The organism is Pseudoalteromonas sp. 2CM28B (assembly GCF_023161935.1).
On record NZ_JALNTH010000011.1, the window covers coordinates 128,722 to 146,573 of the forward strand.

Below are 17,852 nucleotides of genomic sequence, written 5' to 3' on the forward strand. Positions count from 1 at the left end.
CGAGCAAGAGTCAAAGAGAATGCGAATGAAGTGGTAGTTTCTCAGACGAATTCACAGATTTGGCACTTAAAAGCTCATATCTTGGGCGATCTGCATTAAAAATTTCAGCGGCGTAGGCTTTTAAATCTTCAAGCGTTAATGCGTTTAAAGAATCCAGCAGGCGTTGCTGCATATTAAACCGATGATCGCCATTACCTATAGCAAGCCATAAACGTTGTGAACGTAAACGCAAATTTTTGTCTTTTTCAGCAATATGGGTTGTTAATCCATGTTTTTGTTGCAGCCAGTCTTGTTCTGTTAGTTCATTAATTATTGCTAAATACTGGCTAATAAATAAATTATGCCTGTGCAGTAACGTGGTGGGCTCAAATTTTGGTGATTGTATATAAAAGGCAATACCAGCACGGGTATTAAAAGGAGCGTATCCTGCGCCTACTAAATAACCGAGTTGTTGCGTGGTTCTGAGTTCATTAAAGTAATCTTGATTAATTAAATGATTTAGCGCCATCATTTTCACTTTTTCAATAACGTCATCGCTTTGTGCTTGGTAGTAAATCACCATGGCATTATCGCTGCAGGCAAGTTCAAGCTCGTAGCGAGTCACTTTAGTAATTTCATAAAGTGGGCGCTTTAAATCGTTGATAACGGCTGATTTTTTAAGGTGCTGAGCGACCTTCTTTTGAAACTCAAGCGCATCATTTTGCTGCCAATTACCATGTAAAAAAGACTCAACATGAAGGGCATTAAAAAACGCTTGTCTAAATTCATTAAACTGATGGAAACAGGTGTCTTTGAGTGCATTTGCTAACTCGTCAGGCTTAGGATTCCACGGCATTATTTTAGCGCCTAAAATACTAAATAGCTCACTAACGGGTTTGTTTTGATTGCTATTACGCCAATGTCTAACTAATTGCTTTTTATATTCTGCAAAGCGTTTGGCACAAATTTTTACGTTAAATAGTGCATCAATCAGCTGATCGACTAATTCGAGTTGGCTTGAAGAAAGCCCCGCAGTGTGAAGCGTTAAGCCACCTTGATGAGAGGTTAAGTGATAACTTAAGCCCGCAAGTTCCGCTGGGTAAAACTGTTCGCCAACACTGTCCATGAATAAATCTGAGAATAACCGCGTCAGCGCCATATGTTTCACGTCTTTTACTGCAAAGTCAGAGTCCATGGCTAAATAAAAATGCCCTTTGGCGACTCTAAAGGTGGCGTCTTGTTTAAACCAAAAGTCAAAGCCTGCTTCTTTTACCAGTAATGTTGGATGTCGTTGCTGTGATTCAACCGGATATAAAATGACATCTTTAGCTAAATAAGGATTAGCCGTGGGCAATAGCATTTCACTTTGTGGCTGGCTAATCTGTGCAAGTGCTTTGAGCCAATGTAGCGACAATTTTTCAATTTTATAGGGGGTGTTATACCAAGCAGCTGTGTGTTCAGGCTCTACATCAGGATGAATAAGCACTAAACGCATGTTGTGCGGAGTTAACCACTGCATAGCCATTTCATGCGCGCTGGCTTTAAAGCCCTCCATTAAATAGTCACCCTGTAAGTAATTAACTTCATCGTAGTGTTGCATGTTAATACTTAAATTACTGACCCAATCAATTAGGCGAGACTTTTCTTGGTTATCAAATGCGATTTGTAATAGTTTTTGCTTATCTTGATATAGGCGAGGTAATTTGCTGGTGTTGTTATTAATTAAACAAATGTATTCAAACACCATCTCAATAATATCTTCGTAGTATTCAATGCCTTCATCGGTCAGCGCCATACTAATATTAAAGTCTTTAAAATTACTGCCATTAATTCCGCCACCTGCAGAGAGGGCATTGATCCAACCTTGCTCTTTAAGCACAGAATATAACGAGCCTTGCCCCTCATAACCTAGTAAGTGCGCAATAAAGCTGACCGTTTTATGACGATAAAAATCGTCAATGTTTGGCATGGCAAAGCTAATAATCAACTTTTGTACATGTTTGTGTGGTTCAATATGAAGCAACTTACCCAAGTCTTGGCTGCGATAAAGCGGCGCTTCTATAGGTGGCTTTAATTGGTGTTTATCTCCCTTTATCTGGGAGAAATACTGGGTTGCCCATGCCTCAAGTGTATCTAATGACTCATTGGCACAAATCACTAAAGTCATCCACTGAGCTTGGTAATGCTGATTAAAAAAGTCACGTAATTCATCACTAATACAGCGCTTTCTATCTGCTAATGTTTGCAAGTTTCCCACTGAGAACTTGGCAAAAGGATGTTCTGGGTTAACCGTTTCTTTATGCACTTGATAAATTCGACGGCCATCGTCTTTAATTTTTAATTTAAACTCAGCCTCAATAGCATTACGTTCTTTTTCTGTTTCAGCGGGGTTTAGTTTGGGCGCTATAAAAAACCGACTAAATTGCGCTAATGCTGTTTCAATATGATGGTTATTAATATCAAAGAAATAGCAGGTATGCTCTGTGCCAGTCCACGCGTTGGTATTGCCACCAGACTGCGAGACAAAATTATTAAAACTTCCTGATTCAGGATAAAGGTCAGTGCCTAAAAACAACATATGCTCTAAAAAATGCGCTAGGCCTTGTCTATCAAGCGGATCATCAAAGTGACCAGCGTTAACAGCCATGGATGCGGCAGCTTTTGCTGAGTCTTGATCGTGCACTAAAAGTACTTTTAGACCATTGTCCAGTGTTAGTGTGCGGTAAGCTCTGTTATCATTAGTGCTGATTTTCAAATGATGCTCCTGAAACTAAACGTATAATTGTTAACAACAGATGATAACTTCAGGAATGCAATGCTATTTACCTGAACATCATGAAAGAACTATTTTAAGAAAATAAATAGGTTTGAGTTATTAATATAGCGGAAATTCGAGCAAACTGGCTACTGTTTTATATTCTTTAATTGGTTGATTTTTTATGAAAACAATCTTGATAATGCGTCATGGTGAAGCAATACCGATGCACTCTGATGATGTCAGTAGAAATTTGACTCCTTTGGGCCATCAGCAGGTAGAAAAAATGGGGCTGTGGTTACAAAAAAAGCATGCTCCAACGGGGTTATTAGTGAGTCCTTATGTAAGAGCGCAGCAAACAGCTGAGGGTGTTAAAAAAAATAATACCTTTTTATTTGAAGAGACCTGCCAAGATATTATTCCTGAAGGTAACCCGCAGGTTGCTGCAGATTATTTAGAAACGTTAATCGCGCTTCATCCAGAATGCGATACCTGGCTTGTGGTTGCCCATATGCCTATGGTGAGCTATTTGGTTGATCAGTTGTGTGCTGGGCATATGCCTATTTTTAATACCGGCGCTGTTGCACAAATTAGTTATGATGAAACTCGCCATAAAAGTGATTATATCACCATCAATGCACCAGCGAATGTAGATGCATAGCGTGTAAATTAGCATTTAGCTAAGCCACTTTCTGTTAGGTAAATGCCACTACTTTTAGGTATTTGTCTACAGTAGAATTGTTAACCACATACTAAAACTCACTACACTCAAAACTGTCGATAAAACAACCGCACTGGCTAACGTATCTTGATGTTGTTTTATTTGGCATGCAATTAAGTACGCATTAACTCCCAAGGGCGATGCGCTCAATAATACGAGTACTTTTAACAGCGACTCATTAATAGCAAATACATGTGAGCCTAACACTAATACTAAGGCGGGCAATATAACTAGCTTTAACAGGCTGGCAATAGCTGCCGCTTGCCAGTTATCGCTAATTTTATAAAAAGCTAAGTTTGCGCCTAAAACAAATAATGCACAGGCAATGGCAGGTTTAGCTAAAAGCGCTAAGCCATTACTTAAATCAGCAAATAAAGTAATCCCTGCTAAATTTACCAATAAACCCATGCTAATACTCAATACGACAGGATTGAGTAACATATTTTTGGCAAATGTTGACCACGAAAACACATGACTGGCACTGTTTGCACTAATTAAAAAGGTAAGGGTGAACAATAGCGCGCTATGAAAGGTAATGATCATAAAAATAATGCCCATCATTTGCTCACCCATGGCGGCAATAATAATGGGCAAGCCCACCAATACGGTATTTGAATAACTACTGCCAAGGGCAAATACACTGTGACGTTCATATTGAGGATGTTTGGAGAGAGTGTAGCGGTCAATAATGAGCGCAAAAAAATAAATTAAAATAACGGGAATATAAAAGCTTAAAAACCCATTTAAGCTCACGCTGGTTTTTAAGTCTGCCTGGGCCATATTTAAAAATAAAAAACTCGGTACACTAATGTAAAAAGTAAATTTACTGAGCCCCGTTATATGAATGCGTTCTAAAAACTGACTTCGGCTTGCTATGTAGCCGCATAACACAATAAAAATAAGCGGAAATATAATCGAAAATATATGCACTAAAAAAGGCTCTTATTGATTGGCTCTAGTGCTCAGCGCCTAAACTCATCACTTTGCGGTAAGTTAATTAATATGAGTACCGCCCCTTTACCGCCATACTCAAGCGGAGCTTGGTGCATAGCAATTACATCGGGGTGTTGCACTAAATATTGCGGTACTTTATGCCTGAGGATATGGCCGCCAATTCCGTGTACAACACAAGCGCAATAGTAATGCTTTTTTTTGCACTCATGAATAAGCCCTGCGAGTTCATCTTTGGCTATCTCTTTATTTAAGCCATGCAGGTCGAGGGTTAAATCAGGAATAAAATCCCCTCGACGAAGTTGTTTGGCTAAAAAACGATCCTGACCCTGTTGTACATAATTAACGGTACCATGCGTGTCTATATCGGGCACATATTCATCAGAAAAGAAAAATTCTGACTGTTGTTGCTTTTTTTGCTGGGCAAATTGCTTCGCTTGTGACACTTTAGGTTTATTGCTAAAACGGTGAGTGTCTTGTTTAAATACACGCGCACCACTGATACTTTGACGAAACAAGTCAATGTCGTCAGGACTAATTAGGCTGTTTGAGTGGGGATCTTTTTTCATAGCGGCAGTTTAAACAAAAAAGCGGTAAAAATCGAGTAAAAAGGTGTGATACCCAAGCAGCTTTGAGGTACATAGTACAGCGCCATTAAGGTTAGTTTAAAAGCGATTTATACTGCGTTATTGATTTGCACAATAGAGTGACTATTATTTGCAATCAAAGCCTTACCTAAATCGCTTTTAACACTAACTGCGCTCGCACCTAAAGGTGGCTTGGGTATACAATAGGGTAATCATGGGGCCAATGATGCGCCCCGATTGAGTTTATTTTTTTTGAAAGTAGCAGGCAGATAACACTGATGAGTGAATTACTAATAGAAGAAGCAACCCTAGATGAAGCTGTTGCAGAACTTTCAACCTTACACGATTGGCTTCGTTGGACAACTAGTCAATTTGCAAGTAGCGGTATTTTCTTTGGTCATGGCACCGATAACGCATGGGATGAAGCGGTAAGTTTGTTATTACCGGCGCTTAGTTTGCCTATCGATGCACCCAAAGAGCTGATGCATGCGCGTTTAACCAGTACTGAAAAAAATCGTTTAGCGGGCTTAATTGCCGAGCGCATTAACGATTTTACCCCAGTACCTTACCTTACCAACATTGCATGGTTTGCTAACATGCCATTTTATGTGGATGAACGCGTATTAATTCCTCGCTCGCCTTTTGCTGAGCTTATTAATAATCGCTTCACCCCTTGGTTAGAAAAACCAGAGTCAGTAGGGCGTATTTTAGATTTATGTACAGGCTCAGGTTGTATTGCTATTGCCTTGGCACAAGCGTTCGAGAATGCGCAAGTTGATGCGGTTGATATATCCTATGAAGCGCTTGAAGTGGCTGATATTAACATCACTGACTATCAACTAAGTGATCGCGTACTGCCTATTCAGTCTGACGTATTCAGTGGTGTACCTGGGCAAAAATACGACCTAATCGTAGCAAATCCACCGTACGTTGACGCTGAAGATATGGCTGATTTACCACGTGAATTCCACCATGAACCAGAGCTTGGATTAGCATCGGGACACGATGGCCTTGATGTAACACGTACTATTTTAGATCAAGCTAGTGAGCATCTAACAGATAACGGTTTGTTATTTGTCGAAGTAGGTAACTCTATGGTACATATGGATGCACTGTATCCAGGCGCACCATTTGAATGGATTGAGTTTGAACAAGGCGGATTAGGGGTGTTTGTTATTAGCAAACAACAACTAGATGCCTACTTTGCACAGTAATAATTAGTACTAGCCATTCATCCGAAATGGCTGGGCAAAACAATAGCCGAGTTAATTCTCGGCTATAAGTCATTAGGAATGAGGAAAGTTAATGGCAGGTAATAGCATAGGGCAGTTATTTAAAGTGTCCACCTTTGGCGAAAGCCACGGCGTTGCATTAGGCGGCGTAGTGGATGGCACGCCCGCAGGCCTTGAAATCACTGAGGCCGACATACAACACGATTTAGACAGACGCAAACCTGGGCAAAGTCGCTATACCACGCAGCGTCGTGAGAGCGACCAAATCAAAATTTTAGCGGGCGTTTTTGAAGGTAAAACCACTGGTACCAGCATTGGTTTATTAATTGAAAATACCGATCAACGTTCACAAGATTATGGCAAAATTAAAGATGTATTTCGCCCAGGCCACGGTGACTATACCTACTGGCACAAATATGGCCTTCGCGATTACCGTGGTGGTGGCCGTTCATCTGCGCGCGAAACCGCTATTCGGGTTGCCGCAGGCGCTATTGCTAAAAAGTATTTAAAGCAATTTCATGGTATTGAAGTACGTGCGTGTTTGAGTCAACTAGGGCCAATTAAAGCCGAAAATTACGATTGGGATGAAGTGGAAAATAACTTATTCTTTTTCCCAGACGTTAGCAAGCTTGAAGCACTCGATGAATATATGCGTGACCTTAAAAAACAAGGTGACTCAGTTGGCGCTAAAGTAAAAGTAGTAGCTAAAAATGTGCCTGTTGGCTTAGGTGAGCCGGTATTTGATAGGCTAGATGCCGAACTTGCCCATTCATTAATGAGTATTAACGCTGTAAAAGGCGTTGAAATTGGCGATGGCTTTGATGTGGTTGAGCAAAAAGGCTCAGAGCATCGTGATGAGTTAACTCCTGATGGTTTTACCTCAAATCATGCCGGCGGCGTATTGGCAGGTATTTCTACAGGGCAAGATATAATCGCATCCATTGCGCTTAAGCCAACATCAAGTATTACCATTCCCGGTAATAGTATTAACACGAGTAATGAAGCGGTTGAGATGATCACTAAAGGTCGTCACGATCCTTGTGTAGGCATTCGTGCTATTCCGATTGCTGAGGCAATGATGGCCATTACTTTAATGGATCATTTACTACGTCAACGCGGTCAAAACCCGCATGTAAATCACGAACATGGGCCAATTAAAGGCGCTATCTAAGCGCGATTTACTATAAATTAATAATAAACGCGCACCAGCGCGTTTATTATGTACAAGCTATACATCTTTATTGCCGCTCAATAATTTAAATGTGCTCAGCGCATCTAAAAATAAGAGAGCTGTTAGTATGCAAAAAAACAATCAATCTCACGTTACACAAGCTGAATATAAAGCCACCATAAAACGACTCGAAGAGTTTAGCCGCTTTACCGATAGCAGTATTGGTATTCCGTTTACTAAATTTAAATTTGGTGTTGAGTCGCTGATTGGGCTTTTACCTGTAATAGGTGATTTAGCGGGACTTATTTTGTCTGGCTATGTACTAATTGAAGCGCAGCGCTTAGATGTTAGCAAGCGAGTAAAAAGCCGTATTATTATAAATATGTTGATTGATTTTGTTGGCGGGCTCATTCCATTTTTTGGAGATATTTTTGATGCCATGTTCAAAGCAAATACGCGTAACACCCGCATACTTAAAAAACATTTAACAGATAAGCTAACCACAAACCCATAAATATTATTAGTCATAAAGTGTGTAATTAGCCCTGTTATTAACTATTTATTTGGCATCAAAAAAGTACTTAGCGAGTATTTCTTTTTGTTGACCAAACTGATCAGACACTCCAATTCCAATCCCAATTATTTCACCTTGTGCCTGGGGCGGCTCAGCGTGCAGTGCTTTTTGTACTATCGCTAATGCTGGGTTTTGCTCATTCGCGAGTAGGGTTAAATGCGGCTGAAAATTCTGAAATACATTAGGGCTGCCATAGCGTTCAAAAGCCACAAGTTTATTAGGGTAATGCTTTACCCAACTTGGCACTAGCGCTTGATGATCGCGAAGCGGTTCAAGCTTAAGGGTAACCTCGTCGGCTAAGCGTTGTAACTGATATGATTTTTCTAATTTTATAAATGCCCAATTACTTGGTGACACATTAAACCCATTGGCTTTTATTTCAAACGACTGATGTTCTTTTACAATGCGCTCTACCACTTTCTTAATTTCGTTTTGTGCGTCAACGGGATAATCCGTTAAATACAAGGTGGCGTGTACGGGTAACCCTTGTTGGTAAAACGTAATAATTTGGTGCGTAGCCAATTCATCGCTGGTGTTAGCGACTAACTCAACAATAGGCTTAGAAGGAATAGCAAATACGTTAATACTTATACTTTTTGCATAACTGCTGGCAGAAGCAGCCAAGAGTGTTAAAAAAGTAAAAGAGATAAATAGCCACGATAAAAAGCTGTGTTGTTTAACCATAAGAGTGAGTCAATTCAGGTTTTTTGTTGGTGTATGGTAAGCGTAATTAAGCGTTCAGTAAATAAAGTATGGTAAGGAAGCCTTAATTAATGCATCGCTAATTTTTTACTTTGTAGATAAAAGTACGTACAATTCGCTTCGTTTTTAGTGTGCTTTATACTAATTTCATCTGTCTTTAAAGCATCGGGTTCAAACGAGTATACGAAGTATTTATGCACCAAGTAGCTGATCTAATTTCTATTTTCGAACACACTTTTTACCAAAGCTATAACACGCGTTTGGTAAAAGGTGAGCATGAGCCTATTTATATTCCCGCAAATGATACAACCCCGTATCATCAAATTGTGTTTGCCCATGGTTTTTATGCCAGTGCATTGCATGAAATAGCCCATTGGTTAGTGGCAGGTGCGCAACGCCGTTTAAGTGAAGATTATGGTTATTGGTATTGCCCTGATGGGCGCGATGTTACACAGCAAGCAGAGTTTGAGTCAGTAGAGGTAAAACCTCAAGCAATAGAGTGGGCATTGAGTGTGGCTGCTGGGTTCGATTTTAACGTATCGATAGATAATTTAAATGGTGAGCAAACTTGTCGATTTGCGTTTCAATCGCGTGTTCATGCAAAGTTATTAGAGTTGTTGCAAAACGGGTTTAACCCGCGAACAACCTTATTATTAAAAGCACTGTGTAAATTTTATAACACCATGTGGCCTTTAAATGCTGCGCAGTTTTCATGGCATTCACCCGAGGAGCTAAAAGATGCAGTTTAAGTTAGGGCTGATTGTAAACCCGGTTGCAGGATTGGGCGGTAGCGTGGCGTTAAAAGGCAGCGACGGTGAAGACACCGCCGCTAAAGCCATTGCATTAGGCGCTGAGCCTAAATCAAATAGCCGCACTAAAGCTGCACTTGAAGTGCTGGTACCTTATCAGTCAAATATTACTATTTATACTGTTAATGATGAAATGGGGGAGCACACAGCAAAATCGCTCGGCTTTAATACGCAAGTGGTTTATCAAAGTAGCTCACCCACAACCAGTGACGATACTGAAGCGGCAGCTCGTTTATTACAGCAGCAAGGTGTAGATTTAATCTTATTTGCTGGTGGCGACGGAACGGCGCGCAACATTTGCCATGCTGTAGAAGACTCCGTACCTGTTTTGGGTATTCCTGCGGGGTGTAAAATTCACTCTGGAGTATATGCCATAACGCCAAAAGCTGCAGGTCGCGTAGTTGAAATGCTGGTAAAAGGTGAGCTGGTAACGCTAAGCGATGCTGATGTGATGGACATTGATGAAGTCGCCTTTCGCCAAGGAACAGTAAAAGCAAAACGTTATGGCGAAATGCAAGTACCCAGTGAAGTGCGCTATGTACAAGCGGTTAAAAATGGCGGTAAAGAAACCGATGAATTGGTACTTGCTGATATTGCCGCTTATGTGGTCAGTGAAATGGATGCCGATACCCTCTATGTAATGGGCAGTGGCTCTACCGTTGGCGCGGTGATGGAAGAAATGGGGCTTGAGAATACACTGCTCGGTGTTGATTTAGTTGAAGATCAAGCTTTAATAGGCCAAGACTTAACAGCTCAACAATTACTTGAACTTACGACAGGACGTGAGACAAAATTAGTGATCACCTTGATTGGCGGTCAAGGGCATATTTTTGGTCGAGGTAATCAACAACTCAGTCCTGCGTTAATTAAAGCGATAGGCCGCGACAATATTATTGTAGTGGCAACAAAAACTAAATTACAGGCTTTAAATGGCCGACCGCTAATTTGTGACACCGGCGATAGCGAGTTAGATGATGAATTAAGCGGTTATATACGTGTAACCAGTGGGTTTAACGACCATATTATGTATGCAGTAGGTCATCAAGATGGGCTGCACCTTGAGGAGAAGTAACACATGAGTTTAGTAAATTACATAGATGCTGCGCAGCAATATTTTGATGATTTAGTGATAAAAGCCACTGATGATGAGCTATTTGCTGGCGGTTATTTACGTGGCCACTTTGACCTAGCGGTAGGGTATGCACAGGTTGAAGAGTTAAATTTAGAAATTGCAGAGCTAAACGACACCGTTGAAAAAAGCTTAGTAAAAGCCTACCGCAATGGCGAATTAAATGAAGATGATAAAGCACTGGTAGTAAGATTATGGGATGAAGTAAAAGCACTCGCATAAGCTTTTTGTGTTTGTATATAAGCGCGCGGTTAATTAACCGCGTTTTTTGTGCCTAAAAACAAGCTTGTTTATTCAGTTAAAATTTACCTCATTCCTTAGATACGCTAAAGTAGCGTAGTCTAAATTCTAGGGAACAAGTGAAATGAATAACAATAATAATGCGACAATGCCAACGGGCATAGTTGCGCGATTTTTAAATTTTGTTGAACGGGTAGGTAATAAGCTGCCTGATCCAGCAATTATCTTTTTGTTTGCCATGTTATTAATCTGGTTTTTGTCTTGGTGGTTTTCAAGCGTCACATTTGATGCAATAGACCCTCGTACTGGCGAAGCCATTATCATTAATAACATGCTTGCCAGCGATTCGTTGGCCACTTTTTTATCTTCTATGGTAAAAACATTCACCGGTTTTGCGCCACTGGGTGTAGTGCTAGTTGCAATGCTAGGTGTGGGCGTTGCAGAGCATTCGGGCTTTATTAATACCGGCCTTAAATTAATGCTCAAAGTAACGCCTAGAAAATTACTAACACCCTCAATTATTTTGGTGGCTATTGTGAGCCATACGGCTACCGATGCAGGGTATGTGTTAGTTATACCTCTTGCTGGGGTAATATTTTTTGCCGCCGGTCGTCATCCGCTTGCCGGTATTGCAGCGGCATTTGCTGGGGTGAGTGGTGGCTTTGGTGCTAACTTTATTCCATCTGGAATTGACCCACTATTGCAAAGCTTTACCCAAAGTGCAGCACAAATTATTAATCCGACAATGAGCATTAACCCGCTTAATAACTGGGGCTTTGCTTCAGCATCAAGTTTATTTATTGTGCTGTTAGGTTGGTATATCACCGATAAAATTATTGAACCACGTTTAAAAAATTCACCAGTAGATGGCGAAACTCAAGACCTACCAGCATTTGAAGATGCGCGTAGCGACGAAAAGCGCGCCTTTCTTATTGCAAGTAGTGTAATGATTGCAGGTATTGCATTATTAGCGTATGTATCTGCACCGGCTGATTCAGCGATGCGCAGCAGCGATGGCTCGTTAACAAATTTTAGTTCACCACTAATGCAATCAATAGTGCCACTGATATTTTTGTTATTTTGGATCCCAGGCGCAGTATATGGTTTTACTGTAGGGACCTTTAAAACCTCTAAAGACATGATAGATGCGATGAGCAAAGCCATGAATGGTATGGCGTATTACATTGTTATGGCATTCTTTTGTTCATTATTTATTGCTGCATTTAGTAAATCAAACCTAGGTGCTTTACTGGCAATTGAAGGGGCTCAAGTATTAAAAGCAATGGAGTTACCGAGCTCAGTAACGGTAGTAGGGATTATTTTCCTAACTGGTTTTGTAAACTTATTTGTTGGTTCAAGCTCGGCTAAGTGGGCACTGTTAGGCCCGGTATTTGTACCTATGCTAATGCAACTCGGTATTTCGCCAGACTTAACGCAAGCGGCGTACCGCGTGGGAGATTCTAGCTCTAATATTATCACTCCGCTCATGCCATACTTCCCACTAGTTGTGGTGTACTGTCAAAAATACGTTAAAGGTACAGGCATAGGTACGCTTATTGCCATGATGCTACCGTATTCAATCGCCTTTTTAATCGGTTGGAGTTTATTTCTACTCGGCTACTGGGCACTTGGTATACCGCTAGGTTTAGATGCAAGTTACGTCTACCCAGCAGTAGCGCCTTAACTTAATTTTGATTCATAAACCTCACTCACTCGAGTGAGGTTTATATAAAAGTGCTGTAATATTCAAAGTAAGTCTAAGTTACCTTTCTAAATCTCTCACTATATAGCCAAACAAACTGGCCTCACCAAGAATATAAACATAATCGTTTTTGTTATTCATTATTGTAGACTTATCGTCGTACCATCTAAAATCATGAGTTTCGTTTGTTTTAGGATCTTTAAAATATAAATGAGTACAACTATCTTCATAATCAGAACCACACTTTTGTACATCAGTTAGGATATATTCCTTATACCAATAGTCGCCTTGCGTGTAGTAAGCCCATAACTTTATGGGCTCAGAGATAAAAATATAGAATGTTCCATAGATTAAAAAAGGGATTAATGGATACGTGAATATTAATGATAATTTCGTTTTTGTATCTGAGAAACTAGATTTAAGATGCTCTTTGTATTTACTGCAGCGTCTATATTTATTGAATACAAGTATATTTAAATAGATGAATGATGCGCCACAAATAATAGGGAGTGTTATAAAGAAAATAACGTCGTATATTTCATTTGTGATAAATGGTGGATCTGTAAAGTCCATTAAGATAGGAATAATGATACATAATAAAATAGGGAACATTATTGCTACAAAGAGTAAGTTGTCGTAATTTCTTTTCAATTTTTAATTCGTCCATGAATTATAGCCTTTGCTTAGTTTACATAAATTTAATTGTTTTAAAAATTAAAGAAAACATATTTATACACATTAAGTAATCTGAGTTATTGGGTAATAAAGCTATCTCAAGCAGCTTTTTCAACGGTAATTGCGTTGAATTTACTTACAATAGGCTAGTAATTGACGTGTAATTTAGCCTTGTTTTCACTGCAATCTCTGGTTAGAGAAAGCAAACAAAATATATTTTAATTCAATATGTTAGTTAAGTACCTAATACTGGCTTGTGGCTTCGAGTTAGGGAAATTAAGCTGATACCTGAATTCCAGACACAAAAAAGCCTTGGCACTTTCATGCCAAGGCTTTTTTTCTAAAGAGTCGTTGCTTACTTAGCGGTAAAGCTAACTGGGCGACGTTCTTTACGAGGGCCGCTACGCTTATCAGGGCGTTGACCATCTTTATTAAAGCTACGCTTCTTGTCACCAGCAGGGCGTTCAGAACGCTCGCCGCGTGGCTCAGAAGGGCCTTGATCTTGTGTTAATGTCATACCCATTGGGCGTTTACAAATAAACACTTTTTGGAAGTGATCAAGTACATCTTTAGGCATGTTTTGCGGTAATTGTACCGTACTGTGATTATCGTGAAGACGAATGTCACCAATAAACTTGCTTGAAATGTCTGCTTCGTTAGCAATTGCGCCAACAATGTTCTTAACTTGAACACCATGTTCACGACCTACTTCGATACGGTATGTATCCATAGGGCCTGCATCACGGCTGTTACGCTCGCGAGGTTTACGCTCAGCACGCTCACCACCGCGTTCGTTACGACGACCACGGTCATTGCTACGAGGATTACGATCATTACGTTCGTTACGCTCACGCGGTTGAATCTTAACTTCTTCAACTTTAATTGGTGATTGTTGCTGTGCTAAACACAGTAACGCACCCGCTAAGTCTTCAGGAGCAAGCTCAAGTTTTTGTGCCATGTTGGCAGCCACTTCATTGAAGAAAGTAATATCTTTGTTTTCAAGAGCAAGCGTAAGCTTTTCTTGTAAGGCATTGATACGTTTTTCTTCAACAACTTTAGCTGTAGGTAATTCAACTTGTGCGATTTCAGATTTAGTATGACGAATGATATTTTTAAGTAAATAACGCTCGTTATGCTTAACGAAAAGAATCGCTTTACCAGTACGACCAGCACGACCTGTACGGCCGATACGGTGAACGTAGGCTTCAGAGTCTTGTGGAATGTCGTAGTTGATAACTAAGCTTAAACGGTCTACATCAAGACCACGTGCCGCTACGTCTGTTGCAATAACAACGTTTAGCATGCCGCTTTTTAAACGATCAACCGTGCGCTCACGCGCTTGCTGGTTCATGTCACCGTTAAGTGGCGCTGCAGAGAAACCTTCGCGCTCTAATAACTCAGCAAGTTGCACTGTGTCGTTACGCGTACGTACGAAAACAATAGCACCTTCATATTGTTCAGCTTCTAAGAAACGAACAATCGCTTTATTTTTATGAACATGGGCATTCCAAAACACTTGCTCAACTGATGATACAGTTGAGTTGCGCGCAGAAATATGAATCTGTTCAGGGTTATTCATATATTTGCTGCTGATGTTTTGAATTTGCTTAGGCATAGTCGCAGAGAAAAGACATGTTTGCTTCTCACGCGGTGTTTTTTCCATGATGCTTTCTACATCATCGATAAAGCCCATACGTAGCATTTCATCGGCTTCATCAAGTACAAGTGCTTGTAAAGCATCAAACTTGATAGTGCCACGGTTTATGTGATCGATTAAGCGACCTGGTGTAGCAACGATAATCTGTGCGCCACGACGAAGTGCGCTCAGCTGGATGCTGTAGCTCTGGCCACCATATAGTGCCAGTACTTCAACACCACGAGTGTGTTTTGCATATTGTTCAAATGCCTCAGCTACTTGGATCGCAAGCTCACGGGTTGGTGTGAGTACAAGGATCTGTGGCTGTTTCACAGACGGGTCAATATTATTTAGTAATGGCAGTGCAAATGCTGCTGTTTTACCTGTACCCGTTTGTGCTAGTCCCAGTACGTCCTTTCTTTCTAGCAATAACGGTATACATTGAGCTTGGATTTCAGATGGTGTCTTGTAACCCAACTCTTCAACTGCCTTTAAAATTGCAGGAGAAAGATTTAGAGATTCAAACGTGACTGGTTCTGACATTAATACGCCTCAACGAATTTAAAGAGGCGCGCATTGTATAGGAAATGCGAGGCAAATGCTTGTATAAATTACAACTAATTTATATGTGTTTGATGTTGGTCGAAATTTAACCAGCTTCAATTGTGCGTTAATTGAGCTGGTTAACACTCTGTCTACAAAATTACTGGTAAAGGCCTAGGTTTTCTTTAGCATAGGCTTCAAATTCAGTGAATCCACCAATATGAGTTTGGTCTACAAAAATCTGCGGTACGGTTGGGCATGGTTTGCCTGCAGACTTCTCTAAATCTTCTTTACTGATACCTTCTTTGATGATGTCGATGTAGCGGTATTTAAAATCATCGCGATCATTAGCAAGTTGCTCTGCAACATCTTTAGCGCGAACACAAAAAGGGCAGCCTTCACGGCCAAAAATTACTGTTAACATAACGCTCTCCTCAGATTAGTTGACCCTAGTGTAACTAATTTCATTTTTTATTACAGTGCAAAAAAACGATTATTGCGTTCGCTTTTTTTAGGGTCTGTAAAAAAATAAAAATATTTTATAAAAAAATCTTGAAATAAAATTACCCGCCCATAGATAGTTATTTGAGGACGCCTTATGGGTCTTCAGTAAATCAGAACTATTTGAAAATTATATTATTAATTAACTTTTGCCGTTACTTGTTCAAACGAAAAGTAGCAGCAATATATCGCTTAAATATGAGGATATTATTATGCGTACAGTAGATTTATCACCCCTATACCGTTCATTCATTGGTTTCGATCATTTAGCATCATTAATGGATGCTGCTGCGCAAACTGACAAGCAGCCAAGTTTTCCTCCTTATAACATCGAAGCGCTTGATAAAGACAAGTACCGTATCACTATGGCTGTGGCCGGATTTAGTGAAGACGAGTTAACCTTGCAATCTGAAAACAACACTTTGGTTGTATCAGGCACTAAAGCGGGTAAAGAGCAAAATGATGAGCGTAAATTTATTCATCAAGGGATTGCCGAGCGTAACTTTGAGCGTAAGTTCCAGTTAGGCGACCACGTTAAAGTACTTGGTGCAGACTTAGCCAATGGCTTACTAAGCATCGACCTTGAACGTGAGATCCCAGAAGCGCTTAAGCCACGTAAAATCGAGATTGGCTCAGGCAATATGCTAGAAAGCAAATAGTTAAGCTAGCACACGTATTTTCCCTGTGAAAAGCCGCCATTTGGCGGCTTTTTGCGTTGTTAGTCTTTTAAGTTTATTTGTAGTTGTTCTTGTGAAAGCTTTTTTTGTCGGTCTTTAGCCTGTAATTCTTCAAGTTTTACTATTTTGGCTTGTGCAGCAATAACAAAACGTTGCTCTAGCTGTCTTTGCTGTTCAAGGTGGAAATCTTGATATGCCTGGTGATTATTTAAACCACCACCGTACTGAGCAATTGGCTGAGTATTTTTTACTATGTTGGGTAAATAGGCAGGAGAGGTTATTGGTAGCAAAGGCTGAGGGCTCGTATTATTAGTTGTAACCGTGTTTAATTGCGTGCTTTTCAGCTCTTGGGTCATGTCAGCAGTAGTCAGCTCAAGTGACGTTATTTGCTTGACACTTTTAGCTTGGTTAAGGGAATCAATATTCTTTATCGTTGGTTTACTAGTATATTGAGTAAAAAGTGCGTACATACCAACACAAGCTACAACAACAGAAACGAAAACTTTTTTACTCATAAAATTACTCCTGTCTTATTTTGCCACTTGAGCCAAGTATCCTCATACTGTTGTACCGCTTTTTGTTTTGCGATGGCCTTTTTGCTTGGTATCGTACGGTTCATCTTCTGGCGAAAAGTACTCAAACTGATGCTCATAACTGTGTATCACCACCCATTCACCACTGGGTGTACGTATAATAGGAGAAATGGTGTTTTCTTTAGTTGTGAACGCAAGTTGTACAACCCAGCTACTTTTGTTTTTACGGTTTAATTCACTGTTGTATTGAGCATATATATCTTGTTTTCCTAATATTACTAATGCTTGTTTGAGCGTTTTGTTACCGGCCAAGGTGCGAAAACTTACAGCATTGGCTCGATGAGCAAATTGAGCTCCATGGGCTTTTACGTGGCTTAAAAATTTAAACTGCGATTTATTGGCTTGATAAAATGCTTTAATTTCGCTTTTGTTTACTTGTTTCTCTAGTTTTTCAAGAACGGGGCTTTGCATATGCATCATTGTATTTATGCCTAGCCAGCTTTGAATGGAGGGGCGCAAAATATCTCCTTGAGCTATTTCATACAGATGTTCAATATCAATATTCTGTTTTGCCAAAATCGGTTTGGCTTTTGAAAACGTTATATTGAATTGCCGTTTTTTTATTAATCCACTTTTGGATAGTTCACTATCTCCTTTGTGGAGTTTAAAGCGTACCTGCATTGATAATGCATCGACAAATTCATATAAATTAATAGCGTTATACAAAAAAGGGGT

General features: G+C 40.0%; 17 protein-coding genes. 9 read left to right on the plus strand and 8 right to left on the minus strand.

The window, feature by feature from the left end:
• Positions 1 to 10: 10 nt before the first annotated feature.
• Entirely contained in the window at positions 11 to 2,734 is a 2,724-nt protein-coding gene (locus tag MTN96_RS16245; protein ID WP_069440257.1) for an insulinase family protein, read from the minus strand.
• A gap of 184 nt (positions 2,735 to 2,918) precedes the next feature.
• On the opposite strand from MTN96_RS16245, the gene sixA reads away from it, so the two are divergent.
• A complete protein-coding gene (gene sixA / locus MTN96_RS16250) occupies positions 2,919 to 3,395 on the plus strand; it encodes a phosphohistidine phosphatase SixA (protein WP_024602806.1) in 477 nt (158 codons plus the stop codon).
• Positions 3,396 to 3,461: 66 nt separating this feature from the next.
• Here the strand turns inward: sixA and MTN96_RS16255 are convergent, their stop codons facing one another.
• Both MTN96_RS16255 and smrB read right to left on the minus strand, forming a co-directional pair.
• Positions 3,462 to 4,385 (minus strand): AEC family transporter, encoded by a 924-nt coding sequence (locus MTN96_RS16255; protein WP_248532228.1) that lies wholly within the window; start codon positions 4,383 to 4,385, stop codon positions 3,462 to 3,464.
• A gap of 32 nt (positions 4,386 to 4,417) precedes the next feature.
• Positions 4,418 to 4,975, minus strand: coding sequence for an endonuclease SmrB (gene smrB, locus MTN96_RS16260; RefSeq protein ID WP_016899440.1), 558 nt, complete (start codon positions 4,973 to 4,975; stop codon positions 4,418 to 4,420).
• Between the two features lie 296 nt (positions 4,976 to 5,271).
• Here smrB and prmB point away from each other — a divergent pair, with 296 nt between their 5' ends.
• The 3 genes from prmB to MTN96_RS16275 all read left to right on the plus strand — a co-directional run bounded on the left by prmB (position 5,272) and on the right by MTN96_RS16275 (position 7,910).
• A complete protein-coding gene (gene prmB, locus MTN96_RS16265) occupies positions 5,272 to 6,207 on the plus strand; it encodes a 50S ribosomal protein L3 N(5)-glutamine methyltransferase (protein WP_013464520.1) in 936 nt (311 codons plus the stop codon).
• Positions 6,208 to 6,298: 91 nt separating this feature from the next.
• Positions 6,299 to 7,396: a chorismate synthase gene (gene aroC / locus MTN96_RS16270; protein WP_069440254.1), complete on the plus strand. Its 1,098-nt coding sequence runs from the start codon at positions 6,299 to 6,301 to the stop codon at positions 7,394 to 7,396.
• Between the two features lie 127 nt (positions 7,397 to 7,523).
• Complete coding sequence (locus MTN96_RS16275; RefSeq protein ID WP_069440253.1) at positions 7,524 to 7,910, plus strand: DUF4112 domain-containing protein; 387 nt, start codon at positions 7,524 to 7,526, stop codon at positions 7,908 to 7,910.
• Between the two features lie 45 nt (positions 7,911 to 7,955).
• Here MTN96_RS16275 and MTN96_RS16280 read toward each other — a convergent pair whose 3' ends face one another.
• On the minus strand, positions 7,956 to 8,654 hold the full coding sequence (locus MTN96_RS16280; RefSeq protein ID WP_036983195.1) for a 2'-5' RNA ligase family protein: 699 nt from the start codon (positions 8,652 to 8,654) through the stop codon (positions 7,956 to 7,958).
• Positions 8,655 to 8,866: 212 nt separating this feature from the next.
• Here MTN96_RS16280 and MTN96_RS16285 point away from each other — a divergent pair, with 212 nt between their 5' ends.
• The 4 genes from MTN96_RS16285 (at position 8,867) to MTN96_RS16300 (ending at position 12,534) form a co-directional block, all read left to right on the plus strand.
• A complete protein-coding gene (locus MTN96_RS16285; RefSeq protein WP_248532229.1) occupies positions 8,867 to 9,421 on the plus strand; it encodes an elongation factor P hydroxylase in 555 nt (184 codons plus the stop codon).
• Positions 9,411 to 10,553, plus strand: coding sequence for an ATP-NAD kinase family protein (locus tag MTN96_RS16290; protein WP_248532230.1), 1,143 nt, complete (start codon positions 9,411 to 9,413; stop codon positions 10,551 to 10,553). The genes MTN96_RS16285 and MTN96_RS16290 overlap by 11 nt, the downstream gene beginning before the upstream one ends.
• Before the next feature lie 3 nt (positions 10,554 to 10,556).
• Positions 10,557 to 10,832: a YfcL family protein gene (locus MTN96_RS16295; RefSeq protein ID WP_213608633.1), complete on the plus strand. Its 276-nt coding sequence runs from the start codon at positions 10,557 to 10,559 to the stop codon at positions 10,830 to 10,832.
• Positions 10,833 to 10,974: 142 nt separating this feature from the next.
• Complete coding sequence (locus tag MTN96_RS16300) at positions 10,975 to 12,534, plus strand: AbgT family transporter (RefSeq protein WP_248532231.1); 1,560 nt, start codon at positions 10,975 to 10,977, stop codon at positions 12,532 to 12,534.
• Between the two features lie 1,048 nt (positions 12,535 to 13,582).
• Here MTN96_RS16300 and MTN96_RS16305 read toward each other — a convergent pair.
• Positions 13,583 to 15,406, minus strand: coding sequence for a DEAD/DEAH box helicase (locus tag MTN96_RS16305; RefSeq protein ID WP_214551815.1), 1,824 nt, complete (start codon positions 15,404 to 15,406; stop codon positions 13,583 to 13,585).
• A gap of 160 nt (positions 15,407 to 15,566) precedes the next feature.
• Positions 15,567 to 15,830 carry a GrxA family glutaredoxin gene (locus tag MTN96_RS16310; RefSeq protein ID WP_008114535.1) on the minus strand — a complete coding sequence of 88 codons (264 nt, stop codon included), beginning with the start codon at positions 15,828 to 15,830 and terminating at the stop codon, positions 15,567 to 15,569.
• Between the two features lie 289 nt (positions 15,831 to 16,119).
• Here MTN96_RS16310 and MTN96_RS16315 point away from each other — a divergent pair, with 289 nt between their 5' ends.
• Positions 16,120 to 16,566 (plus strand): Hsp20 family protein, encoded by a 447-nt coding sequence (locus MTN96_RS16315; RefSeq protein WP_036983183.1) that lies wholly within the window; start codon positions 16,120 to 16,122, stop codon positions 16,564 to 16,566.
• A 59-nt stretch (positions 16,567 to 16,625) separates the two neighbouring features.
• Here MTN96_RS16315 and MTN96_RS16320 read toward each other — a convergent pair whose 3' ends face one another.
• Both MTN96_RS16320 and MTN96_RS16325 read right to left on the minus strand, forming a co-directional pair.
• A complete protein-coding gene (locus MTN96_RS16320) occupies positions 16,626 to 17,099 on the minus strand; it encodes a hypothetical protein (RefSeq protein WP_248532232.1) in 474 nt (157 codons plus the stop codon).
• A gap of 42 nt (positions 17,100 to 17,141) precedes the next feature.
• Positions 17,142 to 17,843 (minus strand): peptidyl-prolyl cis-trans isomerase, encoded by a 702-nt coding sequence (locus MTN96_RS16325; protein WP_248532233.1) that lies wholly within the window; start codon positions 17,841 to 17,843, stop codon positions 17,142 to 17,144.
• Positions 17,844 to 17,852 lie beyond the last annotated feature (9 nt).

Bases quoted from the DNA above. Each gene is read 5' to 3' on its own strand.
- sixA (WP_024602806.1), top strand. From the start codon at position 2,919: ATGAAAACAATCTTGATAATGCGTCATGGTGAAGCAATACCGATGCAC.
- aroC (WP_069440254.1), top strand. From the start codon at position 6,299: ATGGCAGGTAATAGCATAGGGCAGTTATTTAAAGTGTCCACCTTTGGC.
- smrB (WP_016899440.1), bottom strand. From the start codon at position 4,975: ATGAAAAAAGATCCCCACTCAAACAGCCTAATTAGTCCTGACGACATT.
- MTN96_RS16290 (WP_248532230.1), top strand. From the start codon at position 9,411: ATGCAGTTTAAGTTAGGGCTGATTGTAAACCCGGTTGCAGGATTGGGC.
- MTN96_RS16315 (WP_036983183.1), top strand. From the start codon at position 16,120: ATGCGTACAGTAGATTTATCACCCCTATACCGTTCATTCATTGGTTTC.
- MTN96_RS16295 (WP_213608633.1), top strand. From the start codon at position 10,557: ATGAGTTTAGTAAATTACATAGATGCTGCGCAGCAATATTTTGATGAT.
- MTN96_RS16300 (WP_248532231.1), top strand. From the start codon at position 10,975: ATGAATAACAATAATAATGCGACAATGCCAACGGGCATAGTTGCGCGA.
- MTN96_RS16320 (WP_248532232.1), bottom strand. From the start codon at position 17,099: ATGAGTAAAAAAGTTTTCGTTTCTGTTGTTGTAGCTTGTGTTGGTATG.
- MTN96_RS16275 (WP_069440253.1), top strand. From the start codon at position 7,524: ATGCAAAAAAACAATCAATCTCACGTTACACAAGCTGAATATAAAGCC.
- MTN96_RS16280 (WP_036983195.1), bottom strand. From the start codon at position 8,654: ATGGTTAAACAACACAGCTTTTTATCGTGGCTATTTATCTCTTTTACT.
- MTN96_RS16305 (WP_214551815.1), bottom strand. From the start codon at position 15,406: ATGTCAGAACCAGTCACGTTTGAATCTCTAAATCTTTCTCCTGCAATT.
- prmB (WP_013464520.1), top strand. From the start codon at position 5,272: ATGAGTGAATTACTAATAGAAGAAGCAACCCTAGATGAAGCTGTTGCA.
- MTN96_RS16310 (WP_008114535.1), bottom strand. From the start codon at position 15,830: ATGTTAACAGTAATTTTTGGCCGTGAAGGCTGCCCTTTTTGTGTTCGC.
- MTN96_RS16285 (WP_248532229.1), top strand. From the start codon at position 8,867: ATGCACCAAGTAGCTGATCTAATTTCTATTTTCGAACACACTTTTTAC.